Here is a 22,578-nt window from a genome sequence, read left to right on the forward strand (position 1 = left end):
GCGCGGCGGCCCAGCCCCGACAAGCAGTCCGCGACGGACTCCGAGGGGTCCGGACGACGCAGGAGGCCGCCACCCGGTCGGGTGGCGGCCTCCTGCGAGCCGGGGCGTGCTGCCCCGTCGAGCGACTAGCCGAAGTGCTTCGGCAGTGTCTCCTCGTGTGCCTTCCGCAGCTGGTCCAGCGGCAGGTTGAAGTAGCCCTGTACGTCGAGCGCCTGGTTCTCCGTGTCCACTACCCCGATGCGGATGGTCGGGAAGTTCCGGGCCGTGCACATGTCGTTGAAGCGCACTTCCTCCGAGCGGGGGACGCTGACGACGGCGCGTGCCTGGCTCTCGCTGAACAGCGCGGTGAACGCGTCGATGCCGTCGCGCTCGCAGAGCTCGTCGAGCCCGATCCGCGCGCCGACACCGAACCGCAGCGCCATCTCGCTCAGGCCTGCCGCGAGGCCGCCCTCGGAGAGGTCGTGCGCGGCGTCGATCATGCCGTCGCGTGAGCAGTTGACGAGGATCGCCGCGAGGGTCTTCTCCGCCGCCAGATCCAGCGCGGGAGGCTGTCCGCCGAGGTGGCCGCGCAGGTTGGCCCACTCGGACCCGTCCAGCTCGTCGGCCGTCGTGCCCAGCAGGTAGACGGCCTGGCCGTCCTCGCGCCAGCCGGACGGCGTGCGCCGCGCGACGTCGTCGAACACGCCCAGGACGCCGACCACCGGGGTGGGGTGGATGGCGACGCCGCCGGTCTGGTTGTAGAGCGAGACGTTGCCGCCGGTCACGGGCACACCGAGTTCCTGGCACGCGTCCGCGAGCCCGCGCACGGTCTCGGCGAACTGCCACATGACCTCGGGGTCCTCGGGGGACCCGAAGTTCAGGCAGTCGGTGACGGCGAGGGGCGCGGCACCCGACGTGGCCACGTTGCGGTAGGCCTCCGCGAGGGCCAGGCGTGCGCCCTCGTAGGGGTTGAGGTAGGAGTAGCGGCCGTTGGCGTCGGTGGAGATGGCGACGCCGAGGCCGGTCTCCTCGTCCACGCGGATCACGCCGGCGTCGTCGGGCATGGCGAGCGCCGTGTTGCCCTGCACGTAGCGGTCGTACTGGTCCGTCACCCAGTTCTTCGCGCACATGTTGGGAGAGGCCATGAGTTCGAGCACGGCCTCCCGCAGGTCCGCGGGTTCTGGGACGAAGGAGTTTCCCTGGACGCCGTCCAGCCACTCCGGCCGGTGGAACGGGCGGTCGTAGACCGGTCCCTCGTGGGCGACGGTGCGCGGATCGACGTCGACGATCTTCTCGCCGTCCCACTCGATGATGAGGCGCCCGGTGTCGGTGACCTCGCCGAGCCAGGAGTACTCCACGGCCCACTTGTCCATGATCGCCTCGAACGCCGCGACGTTCTCGGGCGTCACGACCGCCATCATGCGCTCCTGCGACTCCGACATGAGGATCTCGCCCGGTGTCAGGGAGGGGTCGCGCAGCAGCACGTTGGTGAGTTCGACGTGCATGCCGCCGTCGCCGTTCGAGGCCAGTTCCGACGTCGCACAGGAGATGCCTGCGGCACCCAGGTCCTGGATGCCCTCGACCACGGAGGCCTTGAACAGTTCGAGGCAGCACTCGATGAGCACCTTCTCGGCGAACGGATCGCCCACCTGGACCGCGGGCCGCTTGGAGGGCTTGGCGTCGTCGAAGGACTCGGAGGCGAGGACGGATGCGCCACCGATGCCGTCGCCGCCGGTGCGGGCGCCGAAGAGGACCACCTTGTTGCCGGCGCCGGACGCGTTGGCGAGGCGGATGTCCTCGTGGCGCAGCACGCCGACCGCGAGGGCGTTGACGAGCGGGTTGCCCTGGTAGATGGCGTCGAAGACCACTTCGCCGCCGATGTTCGGCAGGCCGAGGGAGTTGCCGTAGCCGCCGATGCCCGAGACGATGCCGTGGACGAGTCGCGCGGTGTCGGGGTGGTCGATCGCACCGAAGCGCAGCGGGTCCATGACGGCGACGGGGCGTGCGCCCATCGAGATGATGTCGCGCACGATGCCGCCGACGCCGGTCGCGGCACCCTGGTAGGGCTCCACGAAGGACGGGTGGTTGTGGCTCTCCACCTTGAACGTCACGGCCCAGCCGTCCCCGATGTCGACGACGCCGGCGTTCTCGCCGATGCCCACGAGGAGGTGCTCCTTCATGGCCTCGGTGACCTTGTCGCCGAACTGGCGCAGGTGCACCTTGGAGGACTTGTAGGAGCAGTGCTCGCTCCACATCACCGAGTACATGGCGAGCTCCGCGCCGGTGGGCCGGCGGCCGAGGATCTCCTCGACGCGCTGGTACTCGTTCTCCTTCAGGCCGAGCTCGGCCCAGGGAAGCGCCTGGCCAGGGGTGGCCTCGGCGTTCGCGACGGTGTCGATGTTGAACTTCTTGGACATTGTCTCTGCGGTCACTTGCCCACCAGTTTCTTGAGTACCGAGGTGAAGATGCCGAGCCCGTCGGTGCCGCCGCGGACCTCGACCTCGCCGCGCGCCGAGGAGTCGGGGCCGAAGCCGGCCTCCACCGCGTGCTCGGGGTGCGGCATGAGCCCGACCACGTTGCCCGCAGCGTTCGAGATGCCGGCGATGTCGCGGCGCGAGCCGTTGGGGTTGCCGCCGACGTAGCGGAAGACCACGCGGCCCTCGCCCTCGAGCTCGTCGAGCGTGCGGTTGTCCGCGACGAACTGGCCGTCCTGGTTCTTGAGCGGGATGACGAGCTCCTCGCCCTGCGCGTATTCCGACGTCCAGAACGTGTCCGCGTTCTCGACCCGCAGGCGCTGGTCGCGGCAGATGAAGTGGAGGTCGTTGTTCTTGATCATCGAGCCGGGCAGCAGGTGCGCCTCGGTGAGGACCTGGAAACCGTTGCAGATGCCGAGCACGGGAAGGGCGTCGGCCCCGCCTGATGCTGCTGCGGTGATCTGCTCCATGAGTGGTGCGAAGCGGGAGATGGCGCCTGCCCGGAGGTAGTCGCCGTAGGAGAATCCGCCGGGGATGATGACGGCGTCGACGTCCTGCAGGCTGTGGTCGCCATGCCACAGGTGGACCGCGCTGCCGCCCGCGAGGCGGACGGCGCGGACGGCGTCGCGATCGTCGAGCGAGCCGGGGAACGTGACGACGCCGACCTTCACGCCGCTGAGCGGGCTGTCCTCGTTGTTCGAGGCGACCGGCTGCGGGCCGCCGATGAGGGGCGTCTCGATGTTGGAGGTGGTCACTGCGCGTCCTCCTCGAGAACCTCCACGCGCGTGACATCCTCGATGACGGGGTTGGACAGCAACGTGGCGGCGGCGTGGCGGGCCTGCTCGAGGATCTCCTCGGTGACGTCACCGTCCACGGTCAGCTCGAAGCGCTTGCCCTGGCGGACACCGGCGAACCCGGTGAGGCCGATCCGGGGGAGGGCTCCGGCGATCGCCTTACCCTGCGGGTCGAGGATCTCGGGCTTGGGCATGACGTCGACAACAATCCGGGACATCCGGCAACTCCTGTGCGTGAGCGGCAAGTGCTGGGGATTCCAGCATTAAATGCAGTAGCCCGGAAGTGCCGTCTCACGCCGCATCTGGGTTGACACCGGCGCTCCGCGAGCTTGCCCTACAAGTCTACCGGGGATTCGCCCGGCGCCGGTCCGGGGCCGTCGCACTCCTCCACGGACCCCTCGACGGACTCCCTTTCGGACGTCTTCAGGGGCGTCGTGGGCCCGATCTCCCACTCCGACGGGCGGAAGGCGGGCAGGCGCTACTGCGCCCCCGGAGCCCCGAGGATGTCCCGGACCCTGTTCCATCGCGAGATCTCGCAGCCGTCCGTCAGGGCGAAGGAGGCGAGGATCGACGTTCCGTCCAATGTGCCGGTGATGCTTGCGGTCTGCGGGCCCCCGTACTGCTGGGTGCAGATGATGTCCTTGTCGGGGCGGGCCGTGAAGAACCTCGTGCCGAGCCGGGCGAGGGCGGCGCAGGCGGCCTCGGCGCCGGGGAGGGTCGAGGCGGGACCAGGCGCGCCGTCCACGCATTCCAGGACATACTGCACTGGCTCCGCGGACGCATCCTGCTGGATGGAGATGGTCAGCAGAGCCCTGGTTCCCGGGGCGGTGGGAGGTGCCGTCGGCACCGCGCTGCTGTCAGGTGTCGAGGCTCCGGCGGTTTCGAAGGGCCCGGGCGTTCCGGAAGCCTCAGGCGGTCCGGAGGAATCGGGGGAGGACTGCACGGCGGTCTCCTGCTCTGTCGGTTCGGCTGCCGGCCCGCCGCACGCGGAGAGGGCGAGGGGCAGTGCGGTGAGGACGAGCGCGAGCCGCACGGTTCCTCGGCGTGGCCGGGCTGCTCGCGTCAGGACAGGCGTTGTCATGGTGGTCCCCCTCGGCTGCCAGCGTAATGGCTGATGCAGGCTCAACGAGGGACGACGGCGGAGCGTCCCGGTCCGGACCCGCACCGTCACGACCCGCCGAGCGCCCTCTCGAGGTGGTCGAGCAGCCGCGCCCGGAGCGCCTGAGATTCCTCGGCGAAGCCGCGCTGCAGGCGGACGTACTCGGCCTTGCCCTCGGCCGTCTCGATCGCGATGGGCGTGTATCCCCAGTCCGAGAGGTCGTACGGCGACGCCCTCATGTCCATGGTGCGGATCCGCCACGAGAGCTCGAAGCAGTCCATCACCAGTTCGCTCGGCAGGAGGGGGGTGAGTTTGTACGCCCACTTGTAGAGATCCATGTTGGCGTGCAGGCAGCCCGGCTGCTCGAGGTCGCGCTGCGTCTCCCGCGTGGGCGCATGCTCGTTGAGGGGCACGGCTTCCGGCGCGTAGAAACGGAAGGCGTCGAAGTGGGTGCAGCGGATGCGGGACTGCTCGACGACGTCGTCCGTGCCCGCGGTACCCAGCCGGAGCCGGAGGTAGTCGTGCCGCACGCCGTGTACCGCCGACCGGTAGGCCATGGCCCACTCGTGGAGCCCGAAGCAGCCGAACTGCGCCGGCCGTGCTGCCGTCCGGGCGAGGATCAGCCGGGCGAAGTCGACCGCCTCGCGCCGCTCCGCCGTGAACCGGCGTACATCCACCTGCACGCCGTCGTCGTCCGCCGTGTAGTACTTCCAGGTGGCACGCGCCGCCGCCGCCGCTCCCGTCAGCACCACACCGGCTCCCGGGTGCCAGCGCAGGAGCTGGCCCGGCTTCTGGTTGTAGTAGGTGAAGAGGAAGTCCTCGACGGGGTGCCGGGAGCCGCGGGACCGGCGGTCGAGGTAGGGCTCCGCGAAGCGGGCGGCGCGGTCCTGGTGCCGCCGTTCACGATCCTGCCATTCGACCGCCTGCAGGCGGGGCAGGAGGACGTCGGTCATCCTGCCATTATCACCGGGGGGTGGATTGGTAAATACCGCGTGGAAATTGTGCGCGGGACACGCTGGATCCTGTGGGCGTCGTGAGTTGCCTGGGGTAAGTTTGTGCTCGCCGTGGCGTCTGTGGCCATCATCACAGGCTGGGGTCCTAGCCAGGAGAGCACGGCACCGGGGGAACGGCCTTGGCCGGCCCGCACTTTCACGAGAGGCACTACCTTCCTATGAAACAACGGAGTAAAGCCGGACGGGGGAGCGGCGCCGCGCGCGCTGCCGCGGCCATCGTCCTGGGTCTGCCGCTACTGGTGACATCGACGGCCGTGGCGCCTGCTGCCTTCGCAGCGCCCGCCCAGTCCGGTTCGGTGACGCCGCAGAAAGCCCCTGCCAAGGAGTTGGACCCGGCGCAGTACCCGGCCGGCAAGTACATCGTGGTGCTCGCCGACAAGCCGCTGGCCACCTACGAGGGCGGCGTGCAGGGCATCGCGCCGACCAAACCCGAGCAGGGCCGCAAGCTCGACGCCGCAGCCGACAACGTCAAGAAGTACTCGGAGTTCCTCGAGACCAAGCAGCAGGAGGTCGCCGCCGAGGAGAACGTCGAGATCAAGCGCACCTACACGGCGGCGCTCAACGGTTTCGCCGCGGACCTCAGTGCCGACCAGGCCGTCCAGCTCGCGAAGAGCGACGACGTCCTCCTCGTCGCTCCGGACGTCGAGAACGCCCCCGACTACTCGAGCATCGACTTCCTCGGCCTGGGCGGCAACAAGGGCGCCTGGAAGACCCAGTTCGGCGGAGAGAAGAACGCGGGCGCGGGAACGGTCGTCGGCGTGATCGACACCGGGTACGCGCCGGACAACCCGTTCCTCGCGGGCGACCCCGTCAAACCGCTCAAGGGCAATGCGAAGCCCAAGGTCGGAGTGCCCTACCTCGACGCCGCGGGCGACATCGCGATGCTCAAATCCGATGGCTCCACCTTCACCGGCGAATGCCAGGTCGGCGAGGACTTCGACGGAAGCCTCTGCAACTCCAAGGTCCTCTCGGCCCGGTACTTCGCCGACGCGTTCCTCGCGAGCGTTCCGGCAGAGGATCGCGCTCCCGAGGAAGTCCTCTCCCCGGTGGACATCGACAACCACGGCACGCACACGGCGAGCACCGCCGCGGGCAACTCCGGCGTGACCCAGACCGTCGACGGCCGCAGCTTCGGCGTCTCCTCCGGCGTCGCTCCTGCCGCCAAGGTCTCCGTCTACAAGATCTGCTGGGAAGACACCAATCCCAATACGGGCGGCTGCTACAACTCCGCCGCCATCGCGGCCATCAACCAGGCCATCCTCGACGGCGTCGACGTCCTCAACTTCTCGATCTCGGGCAGCACGACGACGACGACGGACCCCGTGTCCCTCGCCTTCCTCTCGGCCACGTCCGCAGGAATCTTCGTCGCAGCCTCGGCCGGCAACTCCGGCCCCACGGCCAGCACCGTCAACCACGGCGCTCCGTGGATGACGACGGTCGCCGCCAGCACGTTCAGCTACGAACTGCAGGGGACCGCCGAATTCTCCGACGGCACCAAGTACCGTGGCGCCTCGATCATGCGAGATGGCGTCCCGGCCAGCCCTGTAGTCCTCGCCGTCGATGCTGCAGCAGCAGGCGCGGCGAACCCGAACCTCTGTGGTCCCAACACGCTCGATCCCGCAAAGGTCGCCGGCAAGATCGTGGTCTGCGACCGCGGCGTCGTCGACCGCACCGCCAAGAGCGCCGAGGTCGCACGCGGCGGGGGTGTCGGCATGATCCTGGTGAACCTCGTCGACTCCTCGACGGACACGGACCAGCACGCGGTTCCCACGGTGCACGTCAACGCCCCCGAGGCTCTCGAGCTCAAGGCGAAGGTCGCGGCCAACCCGGCACTCACCGTCGCCCTGCAGCCCAAGGACACCACGGGCAAGCCCCTGCCTCCCGCGCCCCAGGTCGCAGGCTTCTCCTCGCGCGGCCCGCTGCTCGCGACCGACTCCGACCTCCTGAAGCCGGACGTCACGGCTCCGGGTGTCGCCGTCCTCGCCGGCGTCTCCACCGTCGGCTCGCACGGTGAGCAGTTCGGCTTCCTGTCCGGAACGTCGATGGCGTCGCCGCACGTCGCCGGCCTCGCCGCCCTGGTACTCGGCAAGAACCCCGCCTGGTCCCCGGCGACCGTGAAATCCGCGATGATGACCACGGCCTACCCGCTGAAGACCGCCACCGGCGCCGTCGAGACCGACGTCCTCGCCGTGGGCGCGGGACACATCAATCCGGCCGGCGTCCTCAGCCCCGGACTGGTCTACGACCAGGACATCGACGACTACCTGCGCTTCATCGAGGGCACCGGCGTCGAGTTGGGTATCGACGGCATCGAGCCCGTCGCCGCGAAGGACACCAACGTCCCGTCGTTCGGGCTCGGCAACCTGACCGGCCGTATCGAGGTGACCCGCACGGTCACCGCCGTGACGCCCGGGCTCTACCGCGCGACTGCCAGCGTGCCCGGAGTGAAGGTGACCGTCACGCCGTCGGTCCTGAACTTCAGCGCACCGGGAGAGACCCGCACGTTCAAGGTCTCCTTCGAGAACCAGGGCGCACCGTTCGGTCAGTTCGCCGCCGGTTCACTGACCTGGTCCGGCCAGGGCAAGAAGGTCACCTCCCCGGTGGCTGTCCGCCCCCAGGCCGTCAACGCGCCGAACGAGGTGGCCTTCTCCTCCGCCGGACCCGACGGAAGCGGCAGCTTCGACGTCACCTCGGGCACGAACAGCCCGATCCAGATGACGCTCGAGGGCCTCTCGAAGGCGGACTCGACGGCGATCAGCCTAGTGCCGGGCGACTACGAGGACACCGACAACGCATCCAATGCCTCCAAGTCCGTCACGGTGCCCGCGGGTACTTCCGTGGCCAAGTTCTCGGTGCTGTCGGACGATCCGTCCGCGGACTTCGACATGGCCGTGGTCAGGCCGAACGGCACCGTGACCCAGGTGGCAACGGCCGATGCCAGTGAAACCATCACGATCCCGAACCCGGCAGCTGGCACCTACCGCATCATCGCGAACCTGTACGCCAGCACCGACAACGCGCCCACCACCGGCACCATCGATGCTGTGATCCTGAAGAGCGGCGAGAACAACGCGACGCTGACACCCAATCCGCTCGTCCTCGCGAACGGCAGCACGGGTGCCGTGACCCTCGCCTGGACCGGCCTCACCCCCGGCTCCTACGTGGGACGGGTGACCTACGCGGGGTCCTCCGCCGTGACCTACGTGACGGTCGTCGTCGACGGGGAGGGCGAGGCCGTGGCCCAGCTCCCGGCCGTCGACCCGGCGGCCAAGCTCCTGAGGGGGCCGCGCGAAGCCATCACCCCCACCGGGGACAAGTAGCAGTACTTGACGGACACGAGAAAGGCCGGTGGATCATCCACCGGCCTTTCTCGTTCTCTGGAGGGGAGGCTAGCGCCCCGTGCCGGCGTACACGGTCGCCGTGGTGTCGCCGTCGAGCTCGAAGGCCGCATGCACGGCGCGGACCGCGGTGTCGAGGAGGTCGGCCCCCGTCACCACGGAGATGCGGATCTCCGATGTCGAGATCATGTCGATGTTCACCCCGGCGTCGGACAGGGCCCGGAAGAAGCGGTAGGAGACACCCGGGTTCGACCGCATGCCGGCGCCGATCAGGGAGAGCTTGCCGATCGTCTCGTTGTATTCGACGCTCTCGAAGCCGACACGGTCCTGCGCCTCTCCGAGCGCGGCGAGGGCCTCGGCTCCGTCGACGATCGGCAGGGTGAAGGAGATGTCCGTGCGTCCGGAACCATGCGTCGAGACGTTCTGGACGATCATGTCGATGTTCGTGTTGGTGCCCGCGACGATGCCGAAGATCTCCGCGGCCTTCCCGGGGATGTCGGGCACGCCGACGACGGTGACCTTCGCTTCGGAGCGGTCGTGCGCGACACCGGAGATGATGGGCTGTTCCAAGGGTTCTCCCTCTTGAATCTTGATCTGGTCGTCGGGGCTGGGCAGGACCCAGGTGCCCTCGTTATGGCTGAAGGAGGAGCGGACGTGGAGGGGGACCCCGAAGCGCCGCGCGTACTCGACGCAGCGAAGGTGCAGGATCTTGGCACCCGATGCGGCCATCTCGAGCATCTCCTCGCTCGAGATGGTGTCGATCTTCTGCGCCGACGGGACGACCCGGGGGTCGGCCGTGTAGACCCCGTCGACGTCGGTGTAGATCTCGCAGACGTCGGCGTCGAGTGCCGCCGCGAGCGCGACGGCGGTGGTGTCCGAGCCGCCCCGGCCGAGGGTCGTGATGTCGTTGCTGTCGCGGCTCATGCCCTGGAATCCGGCCACGATGGCGATGTCGCCCTTTTCGATGGCGGTCCGGATGCGGTGCGGTGAGACGTCGATGATGCGGGCCTTGCCGTGGATGGCGTCGGTGATCATGCCGGCCTGGCTGCCGGTGAAGGACTGCGCCGACGCTCCGATGCCGTGGATGGCCATGGCGAGCAGGGCCATCGAGATGCGCTCGCCCGCGCTGAGGAGCATGTCCATCTCGCGGGCATCGGAGGACGCCGGACTCACCTGGGCGGCGAGGTCCAGCAGCTCGTCGGTACTGTCACCCATCGCGGAGACGACGACCACCACGTGGTGGCCGGCCGCCTGCGTGTCGACGACGCGCTGCGCCACGCGCTTGATGCCCTCGGCGTCGGCGACCGATGATCCGCCGAATTTCTGGACTATGAGGCTCATGCACTCGCTCACTGATGAAGGAGGACGGCGGTGGAACCCACCGCGCTGGTTGTTGGCGGGCGACGACACCGGCGCCTCGGGAACATGGAACCGGGATCCGCGCCCGTGCCAGTGTAGCGGCGCGGCAATTGCCCGCCCAAAGTCTGGGTCCGAATAAGAACAGCGTCCCCTGCGCGAATACCTCGTGCTCCGCGGGGTCCGAGCGGGCATTCGTCGCATACCCTCATAGCATGACCGACGAATTCGGGGGGATCGTTGTCGAGGGAGTCGCCCGGAGCTTCGGCTCGGTGCAGGCCGTCCGGGATATCGATTTCGAGGCTCCGCCCGGGGAGGTGACCGCCCTGATCGGTCCCAACGGCTCCGGCAAGACCACTCTGCTGCTGATCCTGGCGAGCCTCCTGGCCCCCGATTCCGGCACCGTGCGCGTGGCAGGGTTCGATCCCGTCACGCAGCCGGGGGAGGTGAGGAGCCGGGTCGGCTGGATGCCGGACACGCTCGGCATGTGGGAGTCGCTGACGGCCTTCGAGGTGCTGACGACGCTCGGTGCCCTGTACGGGATGAGCGCGGCGGACCGTACGCGCCGCGCCGACGAGCTGCTGGTCGCCGTGAACCTCGCCGAGTTCGGCCGCCAGCCGGCCCGCGTGCTCTCGCGCGGACAGCAGCAACGGCTCAGCCTGGCGCGATCCCTGATCCACGACCCGCAGGTCCTGCTGCTGGATGAACCCGCCTCCGGACTCGACCCGGGGTCCCGCGTGGAACTGCGCTCACTCCTGCGGTCCCTCGCGGCCGACGGCAAGACCGTCGTCGTGTCCAGCCATGTCCTGTCCGAGCTGGACGAGATCGCGGACCGTGCCGTCTTCGTCAGCCGGGGGCAGTCGGTCAAGACCCAGACGCTCGACGAGGCAGGCAGCCAGGTGCGCCGCTACTACGTCCAGGCGCAGCCGATGTCGGCGCTCGCCGCGGCGCTCGAGAGCTACGGGGTCCGCTTCGAGAGACGCGGGGACTCCCGGCGCGAGGAGTTCCTCGTCCAGCTGGGCAGCACTGCCGAGGCGGCCTGGCTGCTGCGCACCCTGGTGACGGGCGACGTCGTCGTCACCGCCTTCGCACCCGCCGGCGGTGCCCTCGAGGAGACCTACATGAGCCTGGATACGGACCGGCGATGAGTACCGCAACCGAACCATCGACCCCGCACCCCGTCCGTGCCGCCACCACGCTGCCCTTCTGGTCAGCCGTCCGCACGGTGTTCTCCCTCGAGATGAGGCAGCGCCTGCGTGGCAGGGGCTGGTACTGGATGCTCGGCATCTGGTTCGTGGTGATCGGCTTCATCTTCGTGCTCGGTACGTCCCTGCTGGGAACCACCGCCAATGAGGGCGGCATCCTCTTCGACCTCGTCGTCGGCTTCGTCCTGCTCTTCGGCCTCCTCGTGGCCCCGGGACTGTCGGCCAACGCCATCAACGGTGACCGCGCCGGCGGCACCCTGGCCATCCTGCAGGTGACCCTCGTGAGTCCCTCCCAGCTCCTGGCCGGCAAGTGGCTGGCATCCTGGGTGGGATCGCTGGCCTTCCTCGTGCTCAGCAGCCCCTTCATCTTCTGGGCCCTGGCGCTCGGTGGCGTCAACGCGCAGGAAGCATTCGTCTCCCTCCTGATGCTCGCGGTCGAACTGGGCGTCGTCTGCGCGCTCGGCGTCGGCGTCTCGGGGATCGCCAACCGGCCGCTGTTCTCGATCGTGAGCACCTACATGCTGGTGGCGCTGCTGGCCATCGGCACCGTCATCGTCTTCGGGCTGAGCACCACGCTGGTGATGGAGGAACGAACCATGACGACGTCGTACTACACCTACACCGAAAGTAGTCTCGACAACACCGGCGGTCCCCGGGAGGATGCCGAGATGGAATGCGTCACGCAGACGAGCCAGGGCATGATCCCGCACACGGAGTACATCGCCTGGCTGCTCGCCGCAAACCCGTTCGTGGTGGTCGCCGACGCCGTGCCCTACCGCACTGAGGGTCTACCGGAGGGCACCGGGCCGGATCCGCTCGCCGGAGATGGCCCCTACTACGTCCCGGGCGTCATGGAGTCGATCAGTCAGGGTGTGCGGTCGGCGCAGGCCGGACCCGATCTCGACCAGACCTGCGAGGAGCTCGCCGAGTCCCTTCGGCCGCTGCCCCAGGAGACGCCGATCTGGCCCCTCGGGCTGGGGATCCAGCTGGTGCTCGCGGCCGGGCTGCTGGTGGTCGCCCGGCGCAGGCTCACGATGCCGGCGAGGCGCCTCGCGCAGGGGACGCGCATCGCCTAGCTCCTCGAGATCGTCCTCGTCTACCCCGTGCAATCTGCGATCGGGACAGGGCGTGATCAGGACATGGCGCGGCGGCCCTCGAAGGCGCGGCCGAGGGTCACCTCGTCGGCGTATTCGAGGTCCCCGCCCACAGGGAGGCCGGAGGCGAGGCGGGTGACCGGGATGCCGATGGTCTTGAGCATCCGCACCAGGTAGGTCGCCGTCGCCTCACCCTCGAGGTTGGGGTCCGTGGCGATGATGATCTCCTGGATCTGCTCGTCCGAGAGCCGGGCGAGCAGCTCCCGGATACGCAGCTGGTCCGGTCCCACCCCGGCGATCGGATTGATCGCACCTCCGAGGACGTGGTACCTGCCGCGGAAGGACCGCGTCCGTTCGACGGCGATCACGTCCTTGGACTCCTCGACGACGCAGATCATGGTCGGATCGCGGCGAGGGTCGCGGCAGATCGCGCACTTCTCCTGCTCCGCCACGTTCCCGCAGATGGTGCAGAACTTGACGCGTTCCTTGACCGTGGTGATGGCCGTGACGAGGCGCTTCATGTCGTCCCCGTCCGCCTCCAGGATGTGGAACGCGAGGCGCTGGGCCGATTTCGGACCCACGCCGGGCAGGCGCCCGAGCTCATCGATCAGCTCCTGCACTGCGCCTTCGTACACGGTGGTCCCTCTTCTACTCTCAGGTGATGGTGCCGGCGATACAGCCGGCCGCCCTACTTCTCCGGCGCGGTGGCAGGGAGTGTCCCCTCCATTGTCCGCCCTACCGAGCCGCGGATCGGTCGCCGCGCAGCGCGGCGGTTAAGCCCTCAGCGTTGCCCGCCTGACTGCCCGTCCGGGCAGGGAGGTCACTGGCCGTCGAGGCTTCGTTCCTCGATCAGGCGCCCATTGAGGATGCGCTCGATCGCCCTGCGGCCGACCAGCCCGGACTCCTCGATGGTTTCGTCGTCGGCGCTGGGCTCGTCCTCGACGAAACGGAGATCGGCGGTTCCCCGGGCAGCAGCAGCCTCCTCGGCCCGCTTCCGTTCGGCCTCGTCGAGAAGCTGCTGGTAACGGCTGACGGGCTTCTGCCGGACATTCTCGGCTGATGCGGGGCGATCCGGCGCAAGCACGCCGGGCCCGGCAGGTGCCGGGCTGCCGGAGCGAGGACCCGTAGTGCTCCCCGGACCGGCAGGAGCCACCGGCGATCCGCTCCCGCCGACGCCGAGTGTTGGACCTGTTGGACCTGCTGGACGTGTCGGGGACGGAACCGTGCCGGCTTCCGGGGCGGAGGGCACCGACCCGATGGCGGGGCTCCACACCACCGACCGGGACGCGTCGGGCTCTGGAACCTGCGGCAGGACCGCGGGTCCGGGACCCTGGGACACGGCCGTCTGCGTGGGAGTGCGGACGGGCGCGGGTGCTGAACGGGGGACGGACGTCCGGTCAGGCGTTCGGCCAGGCGTTCGTTCAGGCGTTCGTTCAGGCCGAACGGAGGGGCCGGCCGTTGCTCCAGTGGAGGGTGCCGGCACCTGCTGGCCGGAGCGCCGGGGCGCCCAAGCTGTCGGAACGGCTCCACCGGCCCGATCAGATGCTGGACCGCCGGCCGGAGGGACTGGTGTTCCCTGTGCGCCCGAGTTCCGGCGCTCATAGGGATCCTCCGGTACTGCGTTCCAGCCGGGACCCGGGTCGAAGGCCTCTTCCGGCGGCTCGACGAGCGCCCATGAGTCATCCGACATCGACGGATCCCAGGCGCTGACCGCTTCGGTCGTCGGGTCGCCGGCTGCAGGGGCTCCGCCGGCACTACGGGGCTTCCCGATGGCCGGCGCTGCAGAGCGGGATCCCTGCAGTCGGCGCCCGCCGGAAGGGCCGTCCGAGGGGTCCGAAGTCGGCGCAGGTGTTCCTGCCGGATGGCTGCCGCCGCGCGACCGCTGGGGGCCCGGCGTGCGGGCAGGGACCGGGCCGTCGGACCCGGAGGAACCGGGCGTGCCGGCAGGTGCCTGGACATCAGGCCCGGTGGCACGGGGTCCAGCGATGACGGGCATTCGACCCGGCCCAGGTGTAGCTGCTCCCGGCAGGGCGGAGGCACCGGTGTCCCCGGCGGGGCTGACTACCGGCTGCCGGACGCCGGCGGTTGCGGACACAGCGGGGCCGGCCGGCCCACCGGCATCGGCGCCGAGGGCTGCAGCGGAACCGCCGGGCTGACTACCGGGCTGGCCGTCGGAATGCGTGCTGGGCCGAGGGCCCGGCTGGGCGTCGGGGTTCCTGCCAGGGGCAGCCGTAGGGCCTGGCTGGCCTGCAGGACCTCTGCCTTCCGGAGGCTGCGGAGAACCGGGGGAACCCATCGGCGAGCCGCCGCGGAGTGCCGAGGGCGCCGAGGAATCAGGGCCCGGGGTGCTACCCGGGGCCGTCTGGCTGGCCGGTACTTTTGGGCCCGACTCACCCGCCCCGCCGGCGTCGTGGACCGCCTCGATGGAACACGTGAGGCCCAGGACCTTGTGGATGGCCTGCTTCAGGTTGTCCACGTGGGGCCCGCGCTGGAACCCGATGGCGTTGCCCTGGTTGGCGAAGGCCAGGACCAGTTGATTGCCCTCGAACGATCGCGGCTTGGCAGACACGTTGACGATGAGCCAGGTGGCCCGCTTGATCCGGGCGACCTCGTCCATGATCTCCGGCCATGCCCGGCGAACCATCTCGACGTTGCCCCCAGAGGCAGCGGGCCGGCCCTGCTGGGCTGTGTCGGGCCGACGGACCTCCTGCTGCCCCTGGCCGCCCTGCAGTGGTCCCTGCTGTGGGGCGTCGTCCTGGTCCGGTCGCCGTCCTGCTGCGGGCGCTGCGGGCTGCTGCCCCTGCGCCATCGGCTGTTGCACCACCGGCTGCCGTTGCTGAGGTGTAGCCGTCGTGGACTGCACCGGCGGACCCTGCTGGCCGAACGGAGCCGTGGATCCGGGACGGGGGGATTCTTGCGGGCTCGCCTGCGGGCGCTCCGTCGCGGGAACGTCCGCTGCCGGCGGGGCCTGCCCCGCGGGGCTCGCCGGGCCGGCTGCTGCCGGCTGCCCGGACGGCTGCTGTGAGGGCTGCTCGGACGGCTGCGACGGCACCGGGTCGGAGAACGCCGAGTCCGTGGACACACCCCAGCTGCCGCCCCAGTCGGGGGACGAGTCCCGGACGGGCGTGCCGGAGGAGGGCTGGACGCGGGAGGCGGCCGGTGCCGCGGGGGAGGGGACGCCAGGCACAGCAGCCGGAACCGCAGGGGCTTCCGCTGCCGGCTCCGCAGGGGGAAGCGACCAGCGGGCGGCGGCTTCCTCAGCGGTCCGGGGTACGCCGTCGAGTCGTGTGCGTGCTGGTGCTTTCGGTGCGTCGTCCACCTCCGCCGCCGGAGCGCCGGCGGCGTACTCGAGGCGTCGCTCGATGCGGTCCACGCGGGCCAGGGTGCCACGCGCGGTGGCGTCCGCCGCAGGCAGCAGGAGCCGTGCGCACAGCAGTTCGAGGTGCAGGCGCGGGGAGGTGGCTCCCGTCATCTCGGTCAGCGCGGTGTTGGTGACGTCGGCCGCCCGGGAGAGTTCACCGGCGCCGAGCTGGTTCGCCTGGGTGCGCATGCGGTTGAGCTGGTCGTCGGGCACGCCGCGGAGGATGGACGCGGCGCCTTCCGGCACGGCGTTGATGACGATCAGGTCCCGGAACCGTTCGAGGAGGTCCTCGACGAAGCGGCGGGGATCGTGGCCCGTCTGGATGACGCGGTCGACGGCATTGAAGACGGTCGCGGCGTCGCCGGCGGCCACCGACTCGACGACGTCGTCGAGGAGCGTCGCGTGGGTGTAGCCGAGGAGCGAGACGGCGAGTTCGTAGTCGAGCCCGTTCTCACCGGCCCCGGCCATCAGCTGGTCGAGGACCGAGAGGGAGTCACGGACCGAGCCGCCCCCGGCCCGGATCACGAGCGAGAGCACGCCGGGCGCCACCGGCACGTTCTCCTGGTGGCAGAGCAGCTCGAGGTACGCCAGAAGCGGCTCCGGCGGGACCAGCCGGAAGGGGTAGTGGTGCGTGCGCGAGCGGATGGTGCCGATGACCTTGTCCGGCTCCGTGGTCGCGAAGATGAAGAGGATGTGCTCGGGCGGTTCCTCGACGATCTTCAGCAGCGCGTTGAAACCCGCCGACGTGACCATGTGCGCCTCGTCGATGATGAAGATCTTGAAGCGGTCACGCACCGGGGCGAAGGTCGCGCGTTCGCGGAGGTCGCGGGCGTCGTCGACACCGCCGTGGCTGGCGGCGTCGATCTCGATGACGTCGAGGCTGCCCGACCCGTTGCGCGCCAGTTCGACGCAGCTGTCGCAGGTGCCGCACGGCGTGGAGGTGGGGCCCTGGGCACAGTTGAGGCATCGGGCGAGGATGCGGGCGGAGGTCGTCTTGCCGCAGCCACGCGGGCCGGAGAACAGGTAGGCGTGGTTGATGCGGTCCTTGTCGATGGCCGCCATCAGGGGTTCGGTGACATGCTCCTGACCGATGACGTCCGCGAAGGTCTCGGGACGGTAGCGGCGGTAAAGGGCTGTACTCACGAAGAAACCTTATCGGTTGGTACTGACGGTTTGCATGCCGGTGCAGGCGACGGAGGGAACAGTGCTGACGGGTCCACCACCCACGGCTCACGGGGCATCCGGCCGGGATCGAACACGGCCAGGGCTGCCTCGAGCGACCCGCCAGGAAGGCCGAGGGAGGCCAGGATGACGTCCAGCACCGCAGGCGGCGCCCAGCCCAGCCGGGCAAGGTCCTCCAGTGTCACAGCGCCGTCCCGTTTTGCCAAGCGGCGCCCCTCCTGCGAGACCGCGAGGGGAACGTGGGCGTAGACGGGGACCGGCAGGCCGAGCAGCGAGGCGAGGTAGGACTGCCGTGGGGCGGAATCGAGCAGGTCGTTCCCCCGCACCACCTGGTCGATGCCCTGCGCGGCGTCGTCGACGACGACCGCGAGGTTGTAGGCGATGACGCCGTCGTTCCTCCGGAGTACGAAGTCGTCGACCGGCGCGGAGACGCGGCCCGCCAGCAGGTCCTCGACGCTCCAGGACTCCACGCCGGACTTCAGGCGCAGCGCCGGACGTCGCTGCACGCGCAGCAGGACGCGTTCGGTCTCACTCAGGCGGCGGCAGGTGCCCGGGTAGAAACCGGGCCGGACGTGGGGCGCGCTTGCCGCTTCGGCCACGTCCCGACGTGTGCAGAAGCACTCGTAGACCAGGCCGCGGTGAAGGAGGTCGTCGAGGGCATGCGCGTAGCGGTGGCCCTGCTCGCTCTGGCGGATGACGGGTGCATCGGAGCGGATCCCCAGAGCGGCGAGTTCGGCCAGCTGGTCGGCCTCGGCACCGGCACGGACGCGGTCCAGGTCCTCGATGCGGATCAGGAAGTCCCGGCCCGTGGAGCGGGCGAACAGCCAGGCGAGGACGGCGGTGCGGAGGTTCCCGATATGCAGTTGCCCCGACGGGCTGGGAGCGAACCGGCCGGCGCCCTGGTGTGCCACCTTCCGACCTCCCACTGAGTGCGCCCTTAAAGTGAAGACCCCCCATGCACCTGCCAGAGCCCGCTTACCCTTGCTACCTTCCGGTCCTGGGGGAGTTCACAGGATGACACCACATGAGGGGCCGGGAAATAGTCTACACAGTCGGATGGGCCGCTTTCGAATCGGCGGGAACCGCCCCGAAAGGACACGATTCGGCAGTATCCGCTTGTATGGGTATTCTGGTATCTGCTCCAAATGAGGAGGATTCGCCTAGCGGCCTATGGCGCACGCCTGGAACGCGTGTTGGGTTAACGCCCTCGGGGGTTCAAATCCCCCATCCTCCGCCTTGTTGCTACAGACAGCAGGACCCCGGCTCCGGCCGGGGTCCTGCTGTTTAAGCGGACGCCTAAGCGGAGGCCACCCCGGACGTGCCGTCGGCCGCAGCTCCCGTCACGCGGCGGATGCGCCGCTTCGCGGCCGCCTCGGCCGGCCCCTCGGGTCCGAGGCCCAGCCGGATCATCCCGAGCACCAGCCGCACCGCGCTCCGGAGGGGCAGGGCAATCGGTCCGAGGGACGGCACCCTCAGGCCGAGCATCTCGCGGTGACTGGGTTCGAGCGTCGCCACGGCCCCGGCGAACAGCACCTGGTACCCGAGGCGCTGGGACCACGGGAGCGGCGGACGGCGGATGTAGGTCAGGGCCTCCCGTACCTGGTCGCTGGTCGTGAGCTCGCCGTCGAACGCCGCGAGCTGGGACCGCAGTTCGGCCTCGGAGCGCGGCGGGTCCTCCAGCCCCATCAGCTCCCCGGCCTGCGCCCACTCGGCCACGTACTGGTCCACTCCACCCGGAATCGGTCCGCCGTAGGAGGCATGGGCAGCCACGAACGCATCGGTGAACGCGAGGTGCACCCAGCGGATGAGGTCGGGGTCGGCCGCGGAATAGGGTTTCTCCTCACCCCGGCTGTCGACGTAGGTGCCGTGCACCCTCGTGTGCAGCCGCTGCACGAAAGCCGAGCCCTCCTGCGCCGCGACCCTGGAGCCGTACGTGACCGTGAAGATCCAGCGGATGGTGTTGGCGAGCCGGCCGAGCGGCTCCTCCCGGAAGCTCGAGTGGGCATGCACCCCGGCCATGGCTCCGGGATGCAGGGCCTGGAGCAGCAGGGCACGGATGCCGGCCACCGTCGGCGTCATGGAGCTGTGCACGGTCCAGACGGCCGAGCCGACCGGGAAATAGCCAGCGTCATCGCCCTTCTCGAACTCGAACTGCCACTGGGGGATGGCGGGATCACCGTCCGTGAAGGTGGTCCGGAGCTGTGTCTTCCACGTGCCGATGATTCCCATACGGTGACCCATTCTGTTCATGAACTGCGGCCGGCCAGGCGCTATGCGCTCGCGGCCGTGCGGCCGCCGTTCCTTCCAACGCATGCCCGTGCCGATTTGCTCCGTAAGCATTCGCTCCGCGCCATAGCAATACGCGTCACAGCCATCCGCGATACGGTGCGGTACGAAGCAGGAGCACACCGACCCACCAGGAGCAGCCATGTCCTCGTCCGACCTGTACGGCATCGACCTCACCATGAATGACGGCAGCCGGAAGTCCTTCGGCGATTTCCGCGGCCGCCCGGTCCTGGTGGTGAACGTGGCATCGAAGTGCGGGTTCACCCCGCAGTACGCCGGCCTCGAGGAGCTGTACGGCAGGTATGCCGAGGACGGGCTCGTGGTCCTCGGGATGCCCTGCAACCAGTTCCTGGGACAGGAACCGGGGAACGACGACGAGATCGCCGCCTTCTGCTCGACGACGTTCGGCGTGACGTTCCCGCTGCTGGCCAAGGGCGATGTGCGGGGCAAGGACCAGCACCCGCTGTACCGGCAGCTCACCACGTTCAAGAACGGGGCCCTGCCCGGGCTGGTGAAGTGGAACTTCGAGAAGTTCCTCGTCGGCCGCGACGGCGAGATCGTGGCGCGCTTCGCCCCGAACGTGGAGCCGGACGCTCCCGAGGTCATCGCTGCGATCGAGGACGCCCTGGCACGCGCAGCTGCCTGAGCCATTCAGGCGCTCCGCGTGGAGGAGCCGCCTCAGCCCAGCAGGGCGACGCAGCGCGCGAGGAATGCGGCCCCTGCCTCCTCGTGGATGAGCGAGCCCTCCGTGAGGATCTCGTAGGGCTTCGCGGGCACTCCGTCCGCGGGCCGCACGTCGACGTGCGCGACGTCGAAGCCCTGCCCGTGCAGGTAGTCGGCCATCGCGTAGTCCGTGCGGGAATCGCCGACGGTATGCCAGGTCCGGGGGATGTCCAGGAGCGGCGCGACGAGCGTCAGCGCGCGCTCGGCCCCCAGGTCCTTGCCCACGCGCACGGACTCGATGTCCGTGGAGATGATGGTCGGGTCGACCCGGTAGTCGATCTCCCCGTTGCTGTCCGGCTCCTCGCGGTCCAGTCGGCGGGCCCCCATGTCGTGGCTGTGCAGAATGTCGAGGGCGTCGTCGTCGAACGAGCGCTGGGCCGCGAGGTAGTCGGCGTTGGTCGCATCGAGCGACTGCTCCACCGACACCATGGAGAGCTTCGTCTCGTCGAAGAACATGAGATCCGAGTACTTCTCCTCCACAAGGTCCCGTACGTCGTCGGCGAAGCTCCTCGGAAGTGCGAGCTCGCGGTCGACGAAGACCTGGCCGGCGCCGTCTTGCGTGAAGGAGAACCAGGTGGCGCCCTTCTCGCAGACCGCATGGAAGGTGATCCCGGCCGGAATGCCCGTGGCCAGCATCGGCCGCATCACCTGCTCGCGGATGAAGGCGTCGGAGCGGCCCGTGTTGAACACGACGGGCCAGCCGGCGGCGGCGAGCGTGAGCAGGTCGGCAATGATCCCGGCCGGGACCGTCCGGGTGAGCGGGCTCGCCACGGGCCCGTCGACGTCGAGCAGGAGTCCCTGGACGGACTTCCCCCGCTCGGCGGGAGGGGCGGTGGGGGCGTCGGGCAACAGGTCGATGGGGGCATCCGTAGGCATGGTCCCATTATGTTCCGGAGGTGCGCACTCCACCCATTCGAGCCGGTCGTCCCGGCTGGTCGCCACGTCGTATCGGATCAGCGCATCGACGAGGTGGCGGCATGGCCTGCCGCCGGTCAGGCGGTCCTTACTGCGCGCGTCATGTACGAGCTGTGCGGATCATCCGTGTAGGAGCCGAAGGGTGGGCACGGCTCGAAGCCGTGCCTCGCATAGAGTGCCCGGGCGGATGCGAAGAACTCCATGCTTCCGGTCTCCAGGGAGATACGACCGACGTGGCGTGCTCGGGCATCCTCGAGCACGTGATGCAGCAACTCGGACGCTATTCCCCGCCCCCGCAACGCGGGCTCGGTCCGCATGCTCTTGAGCTCCTCATGCCCTGGCTCCAGCGCCGCCAATGCGCACGTGCCCGCTATCCGCCGTTCGAGCCGAGCGACCCACAGCCTCACACCCGGCTGCCGCAGGGCAGCCAGGTCCAGCGCGTGCTGACTCTCTGGTGGCGACTCCGGTGCCATATCCGCCAGGTGGTCGTTCAGGAAGACCTCGAGGGCGGGATCTTCGAAGTCGGCGGGCTGGATGGTGCACGTCATGGGAATCAAGGATAGTGGCCCCCATTTCAGGAGCATTTCAGTGTCCCCCGCGGACGTCCTTCCAGGGAGCCCCGAGCCCCCCGAATTCACGCCTGCGCGTCCCCGTCGCTGCGTAGGGACTGGATCATCCCGGTGAGCACCCTGCGGGCGGCGGACTGCTCCTCCGGCGTCATGCCGCTCAGCATCCGGACCTCGACGGAGCGGACAGCGGCGGTCGCTCTCTCAAGGCTCCGGCGACCACGGGCGGTGAGCTGGGTAGGGGACACCCTTCCGAGGCGGGCCTCGACCGGCCGTTCCACGTATCCGTCCCGCTCCAGAGCCTGTAGCAGCACGTTCATTGATTGCCGGGTCACGAAGGCACCCCGTGCGAGCTCGGAATTCGACAGACCTGGGCGCTGTGCCAGCAGCTCGAGGCATGAATAGTGCGTCACGGTCATGCCGAGCGGTCGCAGGACTGCTTCCATGGCGGCTCGGAGCTCACTCGACGCCTCCTTCAGCAGGTATCCGAGGGATGTCTCGAGGTTGATGCCTTCTTGACTCATGTCAGAAGTCTGACATACCGTACTTTTGTCAGATAACTGACACTCACGGAAGAAGCTCCTGATGCCCGTTACCGGCCCCGATTTCATCTCGCTCCAGGTTCGCGACCTGCACGCATCACAAGCGTTCTACGAGCAGTACCTCGGCCTCGTCCGGACCCATGCCGGCCCGCCCCACGCCGTTGTCTTCGAAACGACCCCGATCGCCTTCGCGCTTCGGGAGCTCCTGCCGGGTACCGACCTCACCTCCGCTGTCCAGCCTGGTATCGGGATAGCGGTCTGGTTCCATGCCACCGACGTCCAGACCATCCACGATGCTCTCGCCTCTGACAATCACCCGATCGTCTCACCGCCGATCGACGGACCCTTCGGCCGCACCTTCACCTTCTCCGACCCCGACGGCTACTACATCACCCTCCACGACCGGGGCTGAACCCGACAACGCAGGCTAGGACGGTGAGCGGATGCGTTGCGGGTGGCCGGACCGGCAGGTCACCTCTTGTTCATCAGGGCACCAGCGAGTATTCATTAGGGCACCAGCGCGCGGCGTGGCTAGCTTGAAACCTACGCCTACCGTGGAGGCCCGCCGTGAATGAACTCCCAGAACTGCCCGATCACCCATACCGGACTGATGTGCACCTTGCTGTGGCAGGTAGAGCCGCCAGTCGACGC

The 22,578-nt window shown here is 69.2% G+C and carries 18 protein-coding genes, 1 tRNA gene and 1 other RNA gene; 6 read left to right on the forward strand and 14 right to left on the reverse strand.

Going from position 1 to position 22,578, the window contains the following annotated elements:
- Positions 1-125 precede the first annotated feature (125 nt).
- The 5 genes from purL to ACX80J_RS07840 all read right to left on the reverse strand — a co-directional run bounded on the left by purL (position 126) and on the right by ACX80J_RS07840 (position 5,299).
- Positions 126-2,411: a phosphoribosylformylglycinamidine synthase subunit PurL gene (gene purL / locus ACX80J_RS07820; RefSeq protein WP_459347364.1), complete on the reverse strand. Its 2,286-nt coding sequence runs from the start codon at positions 2,409-2,411 to the stop codon at positions 126-128.
- Positions 2,408-3,208: a phosphoribosylformylglycinamidine synthase subunit PurQ gene (gene purQ / locus ACX80J_RS07825; protein WP_459345873.1), complete on the reverse strand. Its 801-nt coding sequence runs from the start codon at positions 3,206-3,208 to the stop codon at positions 2,408-2,410. The genes purL and purQ overlap by 4 nt, the downstream gene beginning before the upstream one ends.
- Positions 3,205-3,465 carry a phosphoribosylformylglycinamidine synthase subunit PurS gene (purS, locus tag ACX80J_RS07830; protein ID WP_087072828.1) on the reverse strand — a complete coding sequence of 87 codons (261 nt, stop codon included), beginning with the start codon at positions 3,463-3,465 and terminating at the stop codon, positions 3,205-3,207. Before purS ends, purQ begins: the two co-directional genes overlap by 4 nt.
- 260 nt (positions 3,466-3,725) lie before the next feature.
- Complete coding sequence (locus tag ACX80J_RS07835; RefSeq protein WP_459345874.1) at positions 3,726-4,328, reverse strand: SSI family serine proteinase inhibitor; 603 nt, start codon at positions 4,326-4,328, stop codon at positions 3,726-3,728.
- 86 nt (positions 4,329-4,414) lie between these two features.
- Complete coding sequence (locus ACX80J_RS07840; RefSeq protein ID WP_459345875.1) at positions 4,415-5,299, reverse strand: 3-methyladenine DNA glycosylase; 885 nt, start codon at positions 5,297-5,299, stop codon at positions 4,415-4,417.
- Between the two features lie 218 nt (positions 5,300-5,517).
- Between ACX80J_RS07840 and ACX80J_RS07845 the strand changes: the two genes are divergently transcribed.
- Complete coding sequence (locus ACX80J_RS07845) at positions 5,518-8,679, forward strand: S8 family serine peptidase (protein WP_459347365.1); 3,162 nt, start codon at positions 5,518-5,520, stop codon at positions 8,677-8,679.
- Between the two features lie 69 nt (positions 8,680-8,748).
- Here ACX80J_RS07845 and ACX80J_RS07850 read toward each other — a convergent pair whose 3' ends face one another.
- Positions 8,749-10,038: an aspartate kinase gene (locus tag ACX80J_RS07850; protein WP_459347366.1), complete on the reverse strand. Its 1,290-nt coding sequence runs from the start codon at positions 10,036-10,038 to the stop codon at positions 8,749-8,751.
- Positions 10,039-10,268: 230 nt separating this feature from the next.
- Here ACX80J_RS07850 and ACX80J_RS07855 point away from each other — a divergent pair, with 230 nt between their 5' ends.
- Both ACX80J_RS07855 and ACX80J_RS07860 read left to right on the forward strand, forming a co-directional pair.
- Positions 10,269-11,201 carry an ABC transporter ATP-binding protein gene (locus ACX80J_RS07855; protein WP_459347367.1) on the forward strand — a complete coding sequence of 311 codons (933 nt, stop codon included), beginning with the start codon at positions 10,269-10,271 and terminating at the stop codon, positions 11,199-11,201.
- A complete protein-coding gene (locus ACX80J_RS07860) occupies positions 11,198-12,334 on the forward strand; it encodes an ABC transporter permease (protein ID WP_459347368.1) in 1,137 nt (378 codons plus the stop codon). Before ACX80J_RS07855 ends, ACX80J_RS07860 begins: the two co-directional genes overlap by 4 nt.
- Before the next feature lie 56 nt (positions 12,335-12,390).
- Here ACX80J_RS07860 and recR read toward each other — a convergent pair whose 3' ends face one another.
- The 4 genes from recR to ffs form a co-directional block, all read right to left on the reverse strand.
- Positions 12,391-12,987, reverse strand: coding sequence for a recombination mediator RecR (gene recR / locus ACX80J_RS07865; RefSeq protein WP_459345880.1), 597 nt, complete (start codon positions 12,985-12,987; stop codon positions 12,391-12,393).
- 185 nt (positions 12,988-13,172) lie between these two features.
- The gene (locus ACX80J_RS07870; protein WP_459347369.1) at positions 13,173-16,856 is read right to left on the reverse strand and encodes a DNA polymerase III subunit gamma and tau; all 3,684 of its coding nucleotides are present in this window, start codon (positions 16,854-16,856) and stop codon (positions 13,173-13,175) included.
- Positions 16,853-17,806: a tRNA glutamyl-Q(34) synthetase GluQRS gene (gene gluQRS / locus ACX80J_RS07875; RefSeq protein WP_459347370.1), complete on the reverse strand. Its 954-nt coding sequence runs from the start codon at positions 17,804-17,806 to the stop codon at positions 16,853-16,855. The genes ACX80J_RS07870 and gluQRS overlap by 4 nt, the downstream gene beginning before the upstream one ends.
- 30 nt (positions 17,807-17,836) lie before the next feature.
- Positions 17,837-17,932, reverse strand: an RNA gene (gene ffs, locus ACX80J_RS07880) — signal recognition particle sRNA small type.
- A gap of 112 nt (positions 17,933-18,044) precedes the next feature.
- On the opposite strand from ffs, the gene ACX80J_RS07885 reads away from it, so the two are divergent.
- Positions 18,045-18,129 (forward strand) — tRNA-Ser (locus ACX80J_RS07885).
- Between the two features lie 62 nt (positions 18,130-18,191).
- Here the strand turns inward: ACX80J_RS07885 and ACX80J_RS07890 are convergent.
- Positions 18,192-19,124 carry an oxygenase MpaB family protein gene (locus ACX80J_RS07890; protein ID WP_459347371.1) on the reverse strand — a complete coding sequence of 311 codons (933 nt, stop codon included), beginning with the start codon at positions 19,122-19,124 and terminating at the stop codon, positions 18,192-18,194.
- 199 nt (positions 19,125-19,323) lie between these two features.
- On the opposite strand from ACX80J_RS07890, the gene ACX80J_RS07895 reads away from it, so the two are divergent.
- Positions 19,324-19,827 carry a glutathione peroxidase gene (locus ACX80J_RS07895; protein WP_459347372.1) on the forward strand — a complete coding sequence of 168 codons (504 nt, stop codon included), beginning with the start codon at positions 19,324-19,326 and terminating at the stop codon, positions 19,825-19,827.
- 32 nt (positions 19,828-19,859) lie between these two features.
- On the opposite strand, the gene ACX80J_RS07900 is transcribed toward ACX80J_RS07895, so the two are convergent.
- The 3 genes from ACX80J_RS07900 to ACX80J_RS07910 all read right to left on the reverse strand — a co-directional run bounded on the left by ACX80J_RS07900 (position 19,860) and on the right by ACX80J_RS07910 (position 21,909).
- The gene (locus ACX80J_RS07900; RefSeq protein ID WP_459347373.1) at positions 19,860-20,780 is read right to left on the reverse strand and encodes a Cof-type HAD-IIB family hydrolase; all 921 of its coding nucleotides are present in this window, start codon (positions 20,778-20,780) and stop codon (positions 19,860-19,862) included.
- Positions 20,781-20,896: 116 nt separating this feature from the next.
- On the reverse strand, positions 20,897-21,367 hold the full coding sequence (locus ACX80J_RS07905; RefSeq protein WP_459347374.1) for a GNAT family N-acetyltransferase: 471 nt from the start codon (positions 21,365-21,367) through the stop codon (positions 20,897-20,899).
- A gap of 86 nt (positions 21,368-21,453) precedes the next feature.
- On the reverse strand, positions 21,454-21,909 hold the full coding sequence (locus tag ACX80J_RS07910; RefSeq protein WP_459347375.1) for a MarR family winged helix-turn-helix transcriptional regulator: 456 nt from the start codon (positions 21,907-21,909) through the stop codon (positions 21,454-21,456).
- A 61-nt stretch (positions 21,910-21,970) separates the two neighbouring features.
- Here ACX80J_RS07910 and ACX80J_RS07915 point away from each other — a divergent pair, with 61 nt between their 5' ends.
- The gene (locus ACX80J_RS07915; RefSeq protein WP_459347376.1) at positions 21,971-22,339 is read left to right on the forward strand and encodes a VOC family protein; all 369 of its coding nucleotides are present in this window, start codon (positions 21,971-21,973) and stop codon (positions 22,337-22,339) included.
- Positions 22,340-22,578: the final 239 nt, after the last annotated feature.

The sequence above is a fragment of the Arthrobacter rhamnosi genome (genome assembly GCF_054510975.1).

Coding starts and splice junctions, on each gene's coding strand:
- purS (WP_087072828.1), bottom strand. CDS start 3,465: ATGTCCCGGATTGTTGTCGACGTCATGCCCAAGCCCGAGATCCTCGAC.
- ACX80J_RS07835 (WP_459345874.1), bottom strand. CDS start 4,328: ATGACAACGCCTGTCCTGACGCGAGCAGCCCGGCCACGCCGAGGAACC.
- ACX80J_RS07840 (WP_459345875.1), bottom strand. CDS start 5,299: ATGACCGACGTCCTCCTGCCCCGCCTGCAGGCGGTCGAATGGCAGGAT.
- ACX80J_RS07845 (WP_459347365.1), top strand. CDS start 5,518: ATGAAACAACGGAGTAAAGCCGGACGGGGGAGCGGCGCCGCGCGCGCT.
- ACX80J_RS07850 (WP_459347366.1), bottom strand. CDS start 10,038: ATGAGCCTCATAGTCCAGAAATTCGGCGGATCATCGGTCGCCGACGCC.
- ACX80J_RS07855 (WP_459347367.1), top strand. CDS start 10,269: ATGACCGACGAATTCGGGGGGATCGTTGTCGAGGGAGTCGCCCGGAGC.
- ACX80J_RS07860 (WP_459347368.1), top strand. CDS start 11,198: ATGAGTACCGCAACCGAACCATCGACCCCGCACCCCGTCCGTGCCGCC.
- ACX80J_RS07890 (WP_459347371.1), bottom strand. CDS start 19,124: ATGGGAATCATCGGCACGTGGAAGACACAGCTCCGGACCACCTTCACG.
- ACX80J_RS07895 (WP_459347372.1), top strand. CDS start 19,324: ATGTCCTCGTCCGACCTGTACGGCATCGACCTCACCATGAATGACGGC.
- ACX80J_RS07900 (WP_459347373.1), bottom strand. CDS start 20,780: ATGCCTACGGATGCCCCCATCGACCTGTTGCCCGACGCCCCCACCGCC.
- ACX80J_RS07905 (WP_459347374.1), bottom strand. CDS start 21,367: ATGACGTGCACCATCCAGCCCGCCGACTTCGAAGATCCCGCCCTCGAG.
- ACX80J_RS07910 (WP_459347375.1), bottom strand. CDS start 21,909: ATGAGTCAAGAAGGCATCAACCTCGAGACATCCCTCGGATACCTGCTG.
- ACX80J_RS07915 (WP_459347376.1), top strand. CDS start 21,971: ATGCCCGTTACCGGCCCCGATTTCATCTCGCTCCAGGTTCGCGACCTG.